The organism is Ruegeria sp. AP12 (genome assembly GCF_056540025.1).
The window spans coordinates 85,433-99,806 of sequence record NZ_JBQFVZ010000005.1 but is presented as its reverse complement, the minus strand read 5'-3'; the positions used below and the strand labels follow the sequence as shown (position 1 = coordinate 99,806).

Below are 14,374 nucleotides of genomic sequence, written 5' to 3'. Positions count from 1 at the left end.
AGGAATATTGTTATGCCAAATCCCATCCGGGTGTTTTTCCCCTATGTCGGCGGGGATCAGATCGGGGGCAGTCATATCTCATCGCTGAGCCTTGTGGCGGCCCTTGATCGCGCGCGGTTTGAGCCCATCATTGCCTTGCATCGCGAAGCCGGTGATCTGGGGGAATATATCTCGTCCCTTGGGCTGGATTATCAGTTGATCACCGAGCCCGGCATTATTGCACCGTCTTACAGCCGCTCGGACAGTGACGCCTCGCTGCCGAAATATCTAACCCGCTCGGTGCCCCGCTTTGTTCGAATTCTGAAACAGCTTAACATTGACATCGTCACCACAAATGACGGGCGCATGCATGCCAACTGGGCGCTTCCGGCGCGTTTGGCGGGGACCCGGTTTGTTTGGTATCACCGACAGGGCCCTGATGCCTCGGGCATCAACAAGATTGCGCCGATCTTTGCCAACAAGATCCTCTCGGTTTCCGAATTTGCCCGTCCCATTAAACCGATCCGGCCAATAGATGACCGGTTCGAAGTTGTGCGCAGCCCGTTCGATTTTTCCAGCGATCCGCCCGAACATTCGACCTGTCACGCAGCCTTGTGCACGGAATTGGGCCTGCCCGAGAATGCGGTCTTGCTGGGGTATTTTGGCCTGCTCAACACAAGAAAACGGCCAGATCACTTCGTCCGCGCAGTGGCAGAGATTTCTGCCGCCATTCCGGACCGCCCCGTGCACGGGGTGGTGTTTGGTCAGGAAGAGACAGCCGATATAGGTTTGGCAGACACATGCCGGGATTTGGCGCGCACTTTGGGCATTACCGAACAAATCCACCTGATGGGTCACAGGTCGCCCATTGCTGAGGCCATGGCAGGTGTCGACGCGCTGTTGGTCACGGCACTGGACGAACCCTTTGGCCGGACATTGATCGAAGCCATGCATCTGGGAACACCTGTTGTGGCGACCAACCATGGCGGCAATCCCGAGGCAATCGAAAACGGTCGCAGCGGGTTTTTGGTGGATCCCTATGACCCGTCCGCATTTGTTGACCCCGTACGACAGCTTCTGGAGTCGCCGGACCTGAAAAAGTCAGTGACGGCAGCGGCACGAGATAACGTGCACCAAAGCATGAGCCGCGATGTGCATGTCGCTCGGGTCAGTTCAATTTATGAAAGCATTGTTAAGCGAAGGGGCCTGATTAATGCCGCTTGAAAGACAAATGGATTTTCTGATCATCGGTGCCGCAAAATGCGCGACGACCTGGTTGCAGATGTCGCTGATGGAGACGGAGGAAATTTTCATGCCGGATCCGGAACTGCATTATTTCTCTCGTGAATACGAACGCGGGCCGGATTGGTATGGCAGTTATTTTGGGGCCACGGGCGGCGCTCAGCTGGTTGGTGAGAAATCGAACTCTTATATGACGGCACCCAAGGCGGCCGAGCGGATCAAACGCGATTGTCCGGGTGTGCGGCTGATCGTTCAGATGCGCGATCCTGTGCAACGTGCCTATTCGGACTATTGCATGCTGTTTCGTCGGGGTGAGGTGAATGACGACATCTACGCTCATCTGGACCCGGACCGCGCCGCCGATCAACGGTTTTTGAATGACGGGCTATATGCCTTCCACCTGCGGCGCTTTTACGAACTGTTTCCGGCAGATCACGTTTTGCTGCTGGCTTACGAAGACGTCCGGACCGCTGCGCAAGAGCAGCTGGCAAAGGTCAGCGGCCATATCGGATTTGCGGGTACGCTGAACCCTCCGCTACAAACGCGCGTGAAGGATAAGGAAATTCCCTTGGTTCCGCGCGGGTTGCGCCGGGTGCTTGGCCCGGTAAGGCCGTTGCTGGATCCTGTCCGAAATACCTGGCCGGTGCAGGCCGTGCGCAATGCCTTGGCGCGAAAGGTGGAATACCCCCCATTGCCGGCCGATCTGTCCCGGAAAATGGCAGAGTTTTTTGCCAAGGACGCTGATGAACTGAATGGATATATGCCGGGAATATCGCGGCAATGGACCAGCCTGCAGGAGTTTGTGAAAACCGACGAGCCAGCGGTTCGCTCCGGTTCCCCTGACCCTTCGGTTGCTTAACAGGCTCTACGCCTCGTTTGCCGCCATTTGGATCGACAGTCCTGATGGCGGCAAGCTTTCGTGTTCGCTCATCAGTCCCATTTTCCGCAGCAATATCGTGTTGACCCGCGCGACATCGAACTCATTTTCCGCCCGATGACGCGCCTCACGACCCATAGTCGCAATCAGGCCCTGGTCTTCGACAAAGCGCTGCATCGCGTCAGCAAGTTTCTGAGAGTTCCGCATCGGAACAATAAAGCCCGTTTGCCCGTCAGACACCGCATCTTCACAACCCGGCGCATCGGTAGTTATGACCGCACGCCCGGTTGACATCGCCTCGAGGATCGAACGCGGAATACCTTCGCGATACGCCGTCGGCAGCACAAAGACCGAGCAATCCCGCAGATAGGGGCGTACGTCATCCGTTTCCCCCAGATATTCAATATCTCCGTCCTTTTGCCATTGGGACAATTGCTCGGCACTGACCGAATTGGGGTTGTCGTCTAGCGGGCCCAAAAGCTGGCACCGCGCGTCCGGGTATTTCTGCCGCAGCATCCGGGCGGCCTCGACATATTCGAACACGCCTTTGTACCGCAGCAGGCGCGCAACCATTAGAAAGACGGGCGGGCCGCTGGGTGGTTCAGAATGCTGGTAATGTTCCAGATTGACGCCCGAGCCGGGAATCTGAAGCATGGGCACGTCAGCCGCGATCAGGCGTCGGGATCGAAACTCTGCCGCGTCGACAGAGTTGTAGACAAAAACCTCATCCACGTCTTTCAGTGAAATGCGGTACAGGGCGACGGACAGTTTGCGCAACAGATTTCGGAAGAACGATTGATCGTCTTCCGAGAACACATATCCAAGCCCGGTACACATCGCATAGTTTTGCGGCACACCGGTCAGCCGCGCGGCAAGCCCGCTAAAGATCATCGGTTTCATGGTGTACGAGACCACCATGTCCGGCCGTTCGTCCCGGCAGATCCGGATCAGGGACCGAAGCGACGACAGATCCTGAAACGGGTTCAACCCGGCTCGCGACAAAGGAAATTGTCGGAACTCAATTCCCAAATCGGCCAAGGTAGCTTCGGTCTTGGGGTGCCGTTCCGGGCCGCAGGCAATAACATCTGCGCGTTGGGACAGTTCCTTGAGAATGTCATAGCGGAAGTTGGTCAGCGACGTCGTCAGGCTGCCGACGAACACGATTTTGGGTTTTCTTGTATGTGAATGCGGGCCCACTGACGGATCACAACCCGAACCGGGCGAGAGGTTAGAAAAGTCACTCATCAACAAATGTTCACACTAAGATCTGACGTTAATTTGATGCTGGTTTAGGCTGTCTTTCATGTCAAGCGAACCAAGTATGGGGCCGAGTTCACAGTTAGGCGAACATCGCGAAAAAAGGCAGCGCACGAACAGATCGCAGCCCGCATCAAGCTTTTGGATCGCGTCGATTTCTTGTTCAAAAACAGAGCGATGGGAATATGACCCGAGCAGGCGAAAATCAGCTGAACTTGGATCAGTATCGATTTGACGGTTCACGCGATTGTTAAGTCTTCGGAGACAGCGCCGCGCCTTCTTCGGATTGTTGAAACGGTGCCGCCCGATTTGCGAACATTGTCCTGCTATTCCCACTTGGATGATTTAAGACTTGGCGTTTATGCTGCACGCAGGCAATTCTATTAGCCGTTGTGTAACGTATAGCGTTTGAAGTTGGGAAAGCCTTCGGTCGTCCCGGGTCTTTCAGTTTCATAGGAAGAGTAATGAGTCAGATTTGGCCAGTTTTTGATGAAGAACAGATCTCTGCGGTTGAACGGGTTCTGCGGTCCGGGCGCGTCAATGCGTGGACGGGACCGGATGTAAACGCCTTCGAGCAAGAGTATCGCGCCTACACCGGTTCATCCCATGCGATTGCCATGGCAAATGGCACCGTGACGTTGGACGCAGCCTTGCAGGTGCTTGACGTGCAGCCGGGCGACGAAGTCATTGTGACGCCCCGCAGCTTTATCGCCTCGGTCAGCACCGTGCTGATGGCCGGGGCCACACCGGTTTTTGCGGATGTGGACCGCGACACTCAGAACCTCTCACCCGAGACGATTGCAGCGGTGCTGACGGAAAAGACACGCGGCATCATATTGGTCCACCTTGCGGGTTGGCCCGCGGATATGCCCGCAATCATGGAGCTTGCGAAAGCTCACAACCTGTGGGTGATCGAGGATTGCGCGCAGGCGCATGGCGCGATGATCGAGGACCGTCACGTCGGAACATTCGGCACGTTTGGGTCTTTTTCCTTCTGTCAGGACAAGATCATTTCGACCGGGGGTGAAGGCGGTTTGCTGGTCACGGATGACGATGATCTGTGGTCCCGCGCCTGGAGCCATAAGGACCACGGCAAAAGCTATGATCAGGTCCATCGCAAGGACCATCCTCCCGGCTTCCGTTGGCTGCACAGTGCCGAACCGGGGACAAATTTGCGGATGACCGGAATGTCGGCGGCCATAGGCCGGGTGCAGCTGAAAAGGTTGGACGGCTGGCGCCAGCACAGGACGGAAAACGCAACGATTCTGGCAAACGCTTTGACGGCCTGTCCGGCGTTTCGTGTGCCGATGCCCCCGGAGGATCTGACGCATGCCTACTATCGGTTTTATGCGTTTGTCGAACCTCAGGCCCTGAGCGCCGGCTGGAGCCGCGACAGAATAATCGCGGAAGTGTCAGAGGCCGGGTTCCCCATATTCAGCGGAAGCTGTTCAGAGATTTACCGGGAAGGCGTTTTCGAAAGATACAACTTGACGCCTGACAAACCGCTACCGGTGGCGCAGGAACTGGGACAGACCAGTCTGGCGTTTCTGGTGGACCCGACCTGGTCGCCGGATCGAACCCACCAATTGGCGGAAACCGTGGTGAAGATCGGCAATGCGGCGTTACGGCAAAGCGTGAACGCTTAGGTCACGGACCGAACCAGAACAAACCCCTCGGCGGCGTGGCGATGTACGGTCGCGCCGCGCAAGGTCGCCAATGCTCTCAAACTGGCCACGGAACGCTCATGCGGTGGCTGTTTGACCTGACTGGCAAAGCACTGGAATGCATCAAGCTTGCGCTCCAGCGTGTCTGAAATGTCCACAAAAACGTTGGGAACAAAGGCCGGTGTCAGGTAGGGCGCGTTCCAGTTGGTTTCGGACAGCGTCTCATATGCTGCAATGGTCGCCGGATACGCGGATTGATACGGGCGACTTGCAACCAGGGTCGACAGGAACGTCAGTTGGTGATCCAGATGAATGTCACCCGGATGTGGCGCCAAAACAAGTGAAGGGTCGAGATTGCGAATGAGCTCTCCCAGCCCCGCATTCAATGCACCATGCGGATGTTCGGCCAGTTCTGCTGCAGGGAAGTCCATCCAGTGGGTCTCGGTCACGCCCAGCACATTATGGGCGGCGCGCGCCTCGGCCCTCACGCCAGCGATTTGTTCTTCGCTAAAACGGGGGGGTTGGCCCTTGGTTACGATGGCAACATGAACGGCGCGGCCTTCATCAGCTAGCCGGGCAATGGTGCCGCCCGCGCCCAGCACCTCGTCATCGGGGTGGGGGGCAACGACCAGAACGGGCCCTTGGTCTGCGGTTGAAAATCCGGGGAAACTCATACTTTAAATCCAAGTTTTGAATGAAGGGCAGGGGGTGTCTCGGCACCCGACCAGCCGGTTATGTCCAGACACTGACCATCGCCGCAATAGACGGTGAACACATGCCCATCGACAGCCTGAACCTGCCCGGGCAGGCCGATATAATACCCTTTAAGGGGTGAAAAGCGGGCCTCGGTAATGACCAGTTCAGTATCGTCCGAGCCATGCGTGAACGCCCCCGGGTAGGGGGGACCAACGGCCCGAATCAAACGATGGATCTCTGCGGCGGGTTGGGTCCAGTCGATCCGGCCATCTTCCGGACGACGACGGGCGCAGATACTGATCCCTGTTTCGGGCTGAGGGGCTGCCGGAACATCCCCTTCCTCTATTTGAGCCAACAGCTTTGGCAGCAACTCTGTCAGGGCTTGCAGGGCGCGGTCATAGAGCTCGCGCGCGGTGACCGTGTCCGGGTCCACGGCATACCGGGCCTGGGCTGCAATCGGGCCATCATCAGCCCCTTCACCCAACCAGAACAGCGAGGCACCAACATCGCGTTCCCCCAGCAAGACGGTCCAAGGAATGACACCCCGTCCCCGCAAACGCGGCAGCGCGGAGGGGTGAAAGCCCACGCACCCAATCTTGGCCAGAGCGCGAAATTCCGGCCCACAGAGCTGCGACCATCCGATCACCAGAATCAAATCGGGGTTCACCGCGCGGATCGCATTCAGGGTTCCGGCAGAATCGCTTTTGGCGGTGTAGTGAACCGGAATGTCATAGCGCTCGGCCACCGGGGTCAGGTCCGCGAAATCGGAATGCCGATGCGCCAGTTCGCGCGGCAGTGTCACCACCATTTCCGGAACAAAGCCGGTTGCGCAAATTGCTGACAAGGCGACGTGGGATCCTTCGACCGCACCAACAAAAACAGTTTTCATGCGGTCGTCTCCTTCAATTCAAAGGACGTACTGGCGTTGACCCAGGATTCGGCGGCCTGAATTCGATCAGGGCGGCGATGTTCGCCCCGGATCGCCACACGGATTGTTTCGGCCATGATCTGAAGGTCCAAACCAAAAGATCGGTGGGCGACATACCACAAATCAAGCTGCAGTTTTTCCTGATTGGACAGTGTTGTATTGCCGCTTACCTGCGCCCATCCGGTCAGCCCCGGTCTTTGGGTGCACCGCATCTGCCCGGCTTCGCCAAAGGCTTGGATCGTTTCCGGCAGCAACGGGCGCGGGCCCACAAGGGCCATATCGCCGCGCAGGATCATCAGCAGCTGCGGCGCCTCATCCAGCCGCAAGCGCCGCAACATGGCCGTCGCACGGGTTTGCCGCTCGCTGTCGGGCAGCAGATTACCTGCCGAGTCGCGGTCGTCTGTCATTGTCCTGAGTTTGTAGATGCTAAAAACCCCGCCCGACTTACCGGCGCGTGTTTGCTTGAAAAACAAGGGAAAGCCCAGATTCATCATAACGATCAGGCAGGCAATGACGAAGAACGGTGCAGCCAGCAAAGCAGCCAGAATGCAAACGAAGACTTCGAAAACTCTATTCACGACCAAGCTCACTGTTTCACTACGGCGGAACGCCTAAATAACTAGCACACGGATCAATTTAATTTAAACGTCGACCTTCACAGCGGTTTCGTCCAACAAAGTGACTCGAACTGCGTGTTACCTTGTCCGCAAAGTGGAAGGCCTTGCAAGGTTCTCGTGAATTCAAGGCGTGGAAATTTTCAGTCTGACCAGCGAAGCGTGAAAGACACTGAGTTCGCCCGAGGACATTACATCTTTCGCGAGAGACAATTAAGATATTGAAACGATATAATAAAATCACGGCCGCCGCAGCGAGAGAGTCCCGTAAACCTTTGGCTGCCGAGTCGCCCAGTGGCCTAATAAAGTGACACATGGCACCCCTGTTTCCGGAAAGGAAACGGACCCGGCCAAGCATCAAAACTGTTCTCGGCTTTTTTGAGCAAATCATATTCAAAAAACGCTCTTTGAATGACCAAAAATCAGACATAAAAATGTTCTTTACCAGTGTTTTACATCAAATTTTCGGGGTCAGACCCCCTCACGGGTCCTTGTGTGAAAAAATTACTTTTTGTTCCGCCTTGCCCTGTGGTAACGTCAGGGCATAGTTAGAACCAGAGATGGTTGTTTGTAAGCCGATTGTCGGCAGCTGCGAGTGAGATGGTTAATCAAGCCTGGGCGAGGTTTTTAGGGCGCACAGGTGGAGGGGGTAAGACAGTACGATTCATAAAATCGACCAGCTGGCGTTTAGTCGGTTGTTTTTTTTGAGTTCTATGTCTGCGGTGCGAAAATTGCGCCGATACCAATATCCGTCAAACCAGCAGTAAGAGGTGTGTAGCAGCGCGGGAGCGTTCGTATGAGTGACTTCGATTATGTTTCTTCCGGGGCTGGGTCTCAGGGAAATAAATTTAAGGAAAGTGGGGGATTGCTGTCGGGGTTCCAGTCTTGGCAGTCTCAAATCTTCAACGAGCTAAGAGCAAATCACCGGCTTGTCATCGGTGACCTTGTCGCGTCCGCATTTGCGGTGATTGTCGCGCTGAACCTGGCCGGTGGCGGGTCCATCGCTGAAAATCTGGTTCCGGCAACCGGACCGTTGGCCATTCTGTCATGTATTATTGGCTTGGTGGTTTTCCCCTTGGCCGGTGTCTACCGTCGTCATGCGCGCTCGACCTCGCTTCGGGATATTGTGTTGATCATGCGTGGCGCGGGGCTGGCAGCGTGCTGTCTTGCGGCGATCGGGTCGATCCTGACCGTCACGGCAAGCGTTCCGTTTGCGGTTTACGTCATTCAGTTTGGTGTCATGATCCTGTGCTTCAGCGCATTGCGGGTTGTCGCGCGCAGCCGCGAGCTGACACGGCAAAACGCCAGCCTGATGGCCCATTGCCAGGCGCAGACGAAAGTGCCGGTTCTTTTGGTCGGAACGGGCGCTGCGTGCGACTTGTTTGTTCGGTCCCTGCGCAACACCGACTCCAAATTCCAGCCGGTTGGCATTATCGATGACGCCCGCAACACACAGGGCCTGTATTTCCACGATGTGCAGATCATTGGCACCTTGCTGGACTCTGAGAAAGTCATCGAGAAACTCGAAACCTGGAACAATCTGCCCCGGCGCCTGTTTCTGACCGAGCCCGTGACGCATTTCGAAAGCGACGGCATTCGTCGGATCACACGTTGGTGCGAAGCCAACGGGATTTCCGTTTCGCGCGTTCCCGGTCTGGAAGATCACGACACCGGAAAGGGTCAGGATGTTGACCCCGAAGAAATCCTGGATCGTCCGCAAAAAGAAGTCGAACGGTCGATGCTGCGCGAGATGTTCAAGGGTCGCCGCGTTCTGGTGACGGGCGCGGGCGGATCGATTGGCAGCGAACTCAGCCGTCAGATCGCTTCGTTTGATCCGGCAGAGCTGGTCATGATCGATAACTGCGAATTCAACGCCTACTCGATCGACATGGATCTGTCGCAGAATTTCGCCGACGTTCCGCGCCGGATGTATGTCGCCAGCATTCGCGACAAAACCCGTGTGAACGCAATCTTCGAACGGCACCGCCCGGAACTGGTGTTTAACGCCGCCGCATTGAAACATGTGCCGATGGTCGAGTTGAACCCCTGCGAAGGTGTTCTGACGAACGTGATCGGCACGCGCAATGTGGCCGACGCAGCCCGCAATGTTGGCGCGATTGCCATGGTTCAGGTCTCGACTGACAAAGCGGTCAACACGACCAATGTCATGGGCGCGACGAAACGGGTGGCTGAATTCTATGTTCAGGCGCAGGACAGAATTACCAATGAGACGGAAGAACAATCCCGGTTCTTCTCGGTCCGATTTGGCAACGTTCTGGGGTCGTCCGGCTCGCTCATCCCGCTGTTCCAGCGGCAAATCTCGAACGGTGGACCGCTGACGGTCACGGACAAGCGCATGGAGAGATACTTCATGACCATCCGCGAAGCCGTGCAGTTGACTCTGGTCGCGGCTGCCAGTGGCCTGAAACAAGACACAAGCCATGGCGAGATCTTTGTTCTGGATATGGGTCGCCCGGTAAAAATCGTTGATCTGGCCGAGCGGATGATCCGTTTGGCAGGCCTGAAGCCGTATGAGGACATCGACATCAAGTTCATCGGTGCCCGTCCGGGTGAAAAACTGTTCGAAGAACTGTTTGACGCGTCCGAACAGCGCCATGACAGCGGTATTCCGGGTGTCGGTTCGGCGCGCCCGGAAGGTGTTCCGGCTGCGAGACTGCGGGCCATGATCCGCAAGCTGGAAGCGGCGGCAATCGAATGTGACGAGCTGACCGCCAAACGGCTTCTGAAAGAGCTTGTGCCAGGTTATGGCGTGAACGGGCTGCGCCCGATTGACGTCTCGGACCTGAAAAACAAGCCGGCCCGTGTATCTGTTGCACCTGCTGTCGCTGGTATGAAAGGGAAGGCTCCTCTGCCTCAAACTGGGGAATTTGCTACTACGGGCAGCTGATTGGCTGCCCGGTTTTTTGTTCTCGTCATAGTTTTGACGAATATTGGTTAAATGGTTTGAATACGTTGTTTAGTGATCGTAGCAAAACTGCAGGATCCTATCTGAGTCCAGTGGAGTCACCGCCGGAAATGCGATCCAGGCTCATACGGTTCTTGGGAAGCGGTGTGGTAAACACAGCGTTCGGGTACCTTGTGTTCGCCGCGCTGGTTGTTCTGAACGTCCCGGCCCAGCTTGCGCTATTGCTGCAGTTCACCCTGTGTGTCTTGTGGAATTTCCGCATTCACAAACGCTATGTCTTTGGTGTGCAGGGATATGGACGTCTTCCCTATTATGCCTCTTCTTATGTTCTGATATACTTTGTGAACGCAGTGCTGCTGCACTGGCTGATGCAAGCGGGACTTGACGCCTATCTGGCTCAGGCAATCGCGTTGGGTCCGATTGTGGTGATGTCCTACCTCTTGATCTCATGGGCGCTGCAGGTCCGAGCTTTCGGAGAAGACCCGTCATGAGCGATCTTCAATACGAGACCTCAGGTGCAAGGGTTGCCCCTTCACGGCTGAACGTTTGGCGTCTGCTGCTGAATCTGGTGACGATCTCGGGCTTGGTGTTTCTGCTGGTCTCAGTGTTTGGTCGTTTGATGAGCTACGGGCTGCGCCGGGACGAGCTGATGTTTGTCCCCCCAAGCAGCCTGATGCAGGATCAAAGCCTGTATTCCGATTTTTTCTACAACCATGTGCCGTACTCAGCCTGGTATTTTCTTGGGTTCAACACCCTGTTCGAAGGGTTTGGCCTTTTGGGTTCGGCTCGGTTCGGGGTGTTTGCCGCGTGGATGTTGCTGTTGGTCGCCACGGGATGGCTGACCTACCGTTTGACCAGATCAGGATTTCTGGCGACGTTTTCGCTGGTTGCTCTGCTCACTAGTGAATCGTTCCTGACCGAGGCCGGGATGGCCGCAACCAACAACCTTCTGCCGTTGCCCTTTGCGGTTTTGGGTATTGGGCTTTTTGTCTGCGAGACGCTGGAAACCGAACTCAGACCCTGGCGCTTGGTGTTGGCTGGTGTCCTGTTGTCGATTGCCGCAGGCATGAAGGTCAGTGCGGTGATGTTCATTCCGCCGATCGCAATCGCCGCGTTCTTCCTGCCCGCAGGTTTCACGTTCAGCGAACGTCTGAAACGCGTTGTTCTGCCGTTGTTGGTTGGCGGATTGCTGGGGGCTGTGCCGTTGTTTTGGTACCTGCTGTCCGATCCTCAACTGTTCATCGCGCATGTCCTGCAGTTTCACACAGGCCCCCATATCGCGTATTGGGAGGCCAACGCCGCGTCCGAGCCGGAATTGGCGCTTGGGTTGTCAAGCAAGCTTCAACTTGCCTATTCCGCATGGCTTTCGGGGTCATCCCTTGTCCTGACTTTGGTGCTGCTAACTTTGGTATTGATGGTGGCAAGCCTGAGGGTTTCCTCGGGGGCGCTGGCAAATTCCGGGATTGGACAGGCCATTGTTGTTCTGGCCATCATGTGCCTTACGGCGGTGTTTGCATTTGTACCGACGCCGGGCTTTCCGCAATATTATGTCCAGCCGATCGTGTGCATTCCGATCCTGTTGGCGCTGATTTACCGCCTTTTGCCCGCCGCCAGCCGTCAGCAAGTCGTTCCAATGATCAGGGCGGGCATCCTTGTGATGCTGGTGCTGGGATTGCCGCGTCTTGGGTTGGGGATGCTCGCGGCCACAAACCCAAGCAAATTTACACCCCAGAAATTCGTTGAAGGCGGAGCCGCCCTGCAACAAGCCATCGCGCAAAGCGGTCAACCCGAAGGGCCTGTGGCAACATTGGTGCCGCTATACCCGCTGGAAGCGGATCTGCCTGTCTATCCTGAATTCGCGACCGGTCCATTTGCGTATCGCATCGCGCAATTTACGCCAACCGAGTTGGCGCAGCACTACCAGATTGTTGGTGACGACCAGATTGAAGATTTGTTTAACGAAACCCCGCCTGCCGCTTTCGTTTTAGGATACGATTCAACGCTGGAAGCATCATTGTTGCAGTACGCGTTGACGAATGGGTACCAAAAGGCCGAAATCGCGGGTCTTGAGAATCGCTACGGCCAAGGTGTGGTATACTTGAAGCCGAAGGAGGCGGGTCAATGAGCGCGAAAGGCTCGATTCGTTTCCCACGAAGTGACGATGTAACCGACGCGTCGGGCATCCTTCTGGGTGGTTCTCGATTTTTTAAGTTGATTTTAACAAGGAAGGAAAAACGATGAAAACGGTGCTTCTGGCTGGTGGACTGGGCTCACGTCTGGCCGAAGAGACGGTTTCGATCCCGAAACCCATGGTCGAGGTGGGCGGTCGTCCTATCATCGCGCGGGTCATGGATATTTACAGTCATTTCGGCCACAAGGATTTTGTGGTTGCAGCGGGCTACAAAGCGTTGCTGCTGAAACAGTTTTTCGCAAATTACCATCTTATCGCAAACAACATCTCGGTCGCTCTGGATACCGGAGAGCTCAAGCTTGTGCCCTCGGCCCCCGGCGGCTGGAACGTGTCGGTTGTCGACACGGGTGCGCACACAATGACAAGCGGTCGAATTCGCCGACTGAAAGAGTGGCTGGACCCGAATGAGCCGTTCATGTGCACCTATTCCGACGGGCTGGGCAATATCGACATCAATGCGCTGATCGATTTCCACAAAAGCCACGGGAAACTGGCGACTGTGACGGCCGTTCAACCTCCGGCGCGTTTTGGCAACATCGAAATCAAAGGCGACCGGGTCGAGGCGTTCACCGAAAAGGTGCGCAAGCGCGATACCTGGATCAATGGCGGCTACTTTGTCTTCGAACCCGGCGTTCTGGACTACATGGTCGACGACAATGAACCGCTGGAAATGACGCCGCTGACCCAGATGGCCCGCGACGGAGAGTTGATGGCCTTCCGCCATGACGGGTTCTGGCATCCGATGGACACCATTCGCGACCGAAACACGCTGAACGCCTTGTGCGACGATGAACTGCCGCCCTGGATGAATTTCAGCGACGAGGGCGACGAAAGCTATCCTGCACTGGCGATTTGAGATCGGAACATGACGGACCAAGTCGATCCTCAGTTTGACGCCGCTTTTGCCGGGCGGCGGGTTCTTGTAACCGGGCATTCCGGTTTCAAGGGCGGGTGGATTTGTGCCTGGCTCAGAAAGCTGGGGGCAGACGTCGTCGGACTTTCCCTGCCGCCTGAGCCGGGGCCGGGGTTCTTTGACCTGTGCAAGGTCGACGGTTTCACCGACAGTCGGTTTGCCGACATTCGCGATGCGGCAGCGGTTGACAAGGCGCTTGCGGATGTGGATGCCGATCTGGTCATTCACATGGCCGCGCAACCTTTGGTTCGCCGGTCTTACCGAAGCCCGGCTGAGACATTTGCCACCAACGTCTCGGGCACGGCGCATGTTCTGGACGCCGCGCTGCGGATGAAATCCTTGCAGGCGGTTGTCGTTGTCACCAGTGACAAATGCTATGACAACAAGGAATGGGTCTGGGGGTATCGCGAAAACGATCCCATGGGCGGCAAAGACCCGTATAGCGCCTCCAAGGGCTGTACTGAGCTGTTGGCGCAGTCCTACGCACATTCCTTCTTTGCCGACCCAGACGGCCCGCGTCTGGCCACCGTGCGGGCGGGCAACGTGTTTGGCGGCGGGGACTGGAGCGAGGATCGTTTGATCCCCGACATCATCCGCGCCGCGGCAGAGAACAAGCCGGTTCATATTCGCAACCCCAACAGCATCAGACCCTGGCAACATGTGCTTGAGCCGTTGTCAGGCTATCTGGCCCTGGCGGCACGGCTGCTGGGGTCCGGTCAGGATTTTGCGGGCGCGTGGAACTTCGGGCCGGATGTATCCGGCACAGTGAATGTCCGTAGCCTGTCGCAGATAATGACCGAGACCTGGGGGGACGGCGCGCCCAAGTTTACCTTTGGCACCCCGCCGGATGATTTGCACGAAGCCGGGCTGCTTCGGCTGGATAGCACCAAGGCCCAGTCACAGTTGGGCTGGCGGCCACAACTGGACCTGTCCGAAGCCATTCGAATGACGGTTGAATGGTACAAGGCTCAGCTTTCGGGCGAGGATATGGCGCGTCTGACCGATGCGCAGATCGATCACTACAGCAATTTGATGTCGTCGCAGCGGTACGCGCAACCGCCGCTTGCGGCCCAGTAGCAGTTTTCTA

12 protein-coding genes are annotated in these 14,374 nt (G+C 56.5%); 8 read left to right on the top strand and 4 right to left on the bottom strand.

Translation table 11 applies throughout. The features are described 5' to 3' along the window. The first annotated feature begins 12 nt into the window (after positions 1-12). Positions 13-1,203: a glycosyltransferase family 4 protein gene (locus ACR0E6_RS14615; protein WP_170453777.1), complete on the top strand. Its 1,191-nt coding sequence runs from the start codon at positions 13-15 to the stop codon at positions 1,201-1,203. A 7-nt stretch (positions 1,204-1,210) separates the two neighbouring features. Next, entirely contained in the window at positions 1,211-2,080 is an 870-nt protein-coding gene (locus ACR0E6_RS14610; RefSeq protein WP_480584616.1) for a sulfotransferase, read from the top strand. A 6-nt stretch (positions 2,081-2,086) separates the two neighbouring features. Here the strand turns inward: ACR0E6_RS14610 and ACR0E6_RS14605 are convergent, their stop codons facing one another. Continuing rightward, on the bottom strand, positions 2,087-3,259 hold the full coding sequence (locus ACR0E6_RS14605; protein WP_480584614.1) for a glycosyltransferase family 4 protein: 1,173 nt from the start codon (positions 3,257-3,259) through the stop codon (positions 2,087-2,089). A gap of 560 nt (positions 3,260-3,819) precedes the next feature. Between ACR0E6_RS14605 and ACR0E6_RS14600 the strand changes: the two genes are divergently transcribed. Next, complete coding sequence (locus ACR0E6_RS14600) at positions 3,820-5,001, top strand: DegT/DnrJ/EryC1/StrS family aminotransferase (RefSeq protein WP_480584612.1); 1,182 nt, start codon at positions 3,820-3,822, stop codon at positions 4,999-5,001. Here the strand turns inward: ACR0E6_RS14600 and ACR0E6_RS14595 are convergent. From ACR0E6_RS14595 to ACR0E6_RS14585, 3 genes are read right to left on the bottom strand one after another with little or no spacing between them, the layout of a single operon-like run. Beyond that, positions 4,998-5,693, bottom strand: coding sequence for a PIG-L deacetylase family protein (locus ACR0E6_RS14595; RefSeq protein ID WP_170522852.1), 696 nt, complete (start codon positions 5,691-5,693; stop codon positions 4,998-5,000). The two genes, ACR0E6_RS14600 and ACR0E6_RS14595, sit on opposite strands and share 4 nt — an antisense overlap. Further along, positions 5,690-6,604 carry a formyltransferase family protein gene (locus ACR0E6_RS14590; RefSeq protein ID WP_170736143.1) on the bottom strand — a complete coding sequence of 305 codons (915 nt, stop codon included), beginning with the start codon at positions 6,602-6,604 and terminating at the stop codon, positions 5,690-5,692. Before ACR0E6_RS14590 ends, ACR0E6_RS14595 begins: the two co-directional genes overlap by 4 nt. Then, the gene (locus ACR0E6_RS14585) at positions 6,601-7,221 is read right to left on the bottom strand and encodes a sugar transferase (RefSeq protein ID WP_480584610.1); all 621 of its coding nucleotides are present in this window, start codon (positions 7,219-7,221) and stop codon (positions 6,601-6,603) included. The genes ACR0E6_RS14590 and ACR0E6_RS14585 overlap by 4 nt, the downstream gene beginning before the upstream one ends. 832 nt (positions 7,222-8,053) lie before the next feature. On the opposite strand from ACR0E6_RS14585, the gene ACR0E6_RS14580 reads away from it, so the two are divergent. The 5 genes from ACR0E6_RS14580 to rfbG all read left to right on the top strand — a co-directional run bounded on the left by ACR0E6_RS14580 (position 8,054) and on the right by rfbG (position 14,364). Beyond that, positions 8,054-10,165 (top strand): polysaccharide biosynthesis protein, encoded by a 2,112-nt coding sequence (locus tag ACR0E6_RS14580; protein WP_480584608.1) that lies wholly within the window; start codon positions 8,054-8,056, stop codon positions 10,163-10,165. A gap of 128 nt (positions 10,166-10,293) precedes the next feature. Beyond that, positions 10,294-10,674 carry a GtrA family protein gene (locus tag ACR0E6_RS14575; protein ID WP_480584606.1) on the top strand — a complete coding sequence of 127 codons (381 nt, stop codon included), beginning with the start codon at positions 10,294-10,296 and terminating at the stop codon, positions 10,672-10,674. After that, complete coding sequence (locus ACR0E6_RS14570) at positions 10,671-12,308, top strand: hypothetical protein (protein ID WP_480584604.1); 1,638 nt, start codon at positions 10,671-10,673, stop codon at positions 12,306-12,308. The genes ACR0E6_RS14575 and ACR0E6_RS14570 overlap by 4 nt, the downstream gene beginning before the upstream one ends. A gap of 112 nt (positions 12,309-12,420) precedes the next feature. After that, positions 12,421-13,230, top strand: coding sequence for a glucose-1-phosphate cytidylyltransferase (gene rfbF, locus ACR0E6_RS14565; RefSeq protein WP_170453768.1), 810 nt, complete (start codon positions 12,421-12,423; stop codon positions 13,228-13,230). Between the two features lie 9 nt (positions 13,231-13,239). Then, entirely contained in the window at positions 13,240-14,364 is a 1,125-nt protein-coding gene (rfbG, locus tag ACR0E6_RS14560) for a CDP-glucose 4,6-dehydratase (RefSeq protein ID WP_480584601.1), read from the top strand. The last annotated feature ends 10 nt before the right edge of the window (positions 14,365-14,374 follow it).

Excerpts from the sequence above, each read along its gene's own strand:
- ACR0E6_RS14615 (WP_170453777.1), top strand. The coding sequence starts at position 13 with ATGCCAAATCCCATCCGGGTGTTTTTCCCCTATGTCGGCGGGGATCAG.
- ACR0E6_RS14610 (WP_480584616.1), top strand. The coding sequence starts at position 1,211 with ATGGATTTTCTGATCATCGGTGCCGCAAAATGCGCGACGACCTGGTTG.
- ACR0E6_RS14600 (WP_480584612.1), top strand. The coding sequence starts at position 3,820 with ATGAGTCAGATTTGGCCAGTTTTTGATGAAGAACAGATCTCTGCGGTT.
- ACR0E6_RS14595 (WP_170522852.1), bottom strand. The coding sequence starts at position 5,693 with ATGAGTTTCCCCGGATTTTCAACCGCAGACCAAGGGCCCGTTCTGGTC.
- ACR0E6_RS14590 (WP_170736143.1), bottom strand. The coding sequence starts at position 6,604 with ATGAAAACTGTTTTTGTTGGTGCGGTCGAAGGATCCCACGTCGCCTTG.
- ACR0E6_RS14580 (WP_480584608.1), top strand. The coding sequence starts at position 8,054 with ATGAGTGACTTCGATTATGTTTCTTCCGGGGCTGGGTCTCAGGGAAAT.
- ACR0E6_RS14575 (WP_480584606.1), top strand. The coding sequence starts at position 10,294 with ATGCGATCCAGGCTCATACGGTTCTTGGGAAGCGGTGTGGTAAACACA.
- ACR0E6_RS14570 (WP_480584604.1), top strand. The coding sequence starts at position 10,671 with ATGAGCGATCTTCAATACGAGACCTCAGGTGCAAGGGTTGCCCCTTCA.
- rfbF (WP_170453768.1), top strand. The coding sequence starts at position 12,421 with ATGAAAACGGTGCTTCTGGCTGGTGGACTGGGCTCACGTCTGGCCGAA.
- rfbG (WP_480584601.1), top strand. The coding sequence starts at position 13,240 with ATGACGGACCAAGTCGATCCTCAGTTTGACGCCGCTTTTGCCGGGCGG.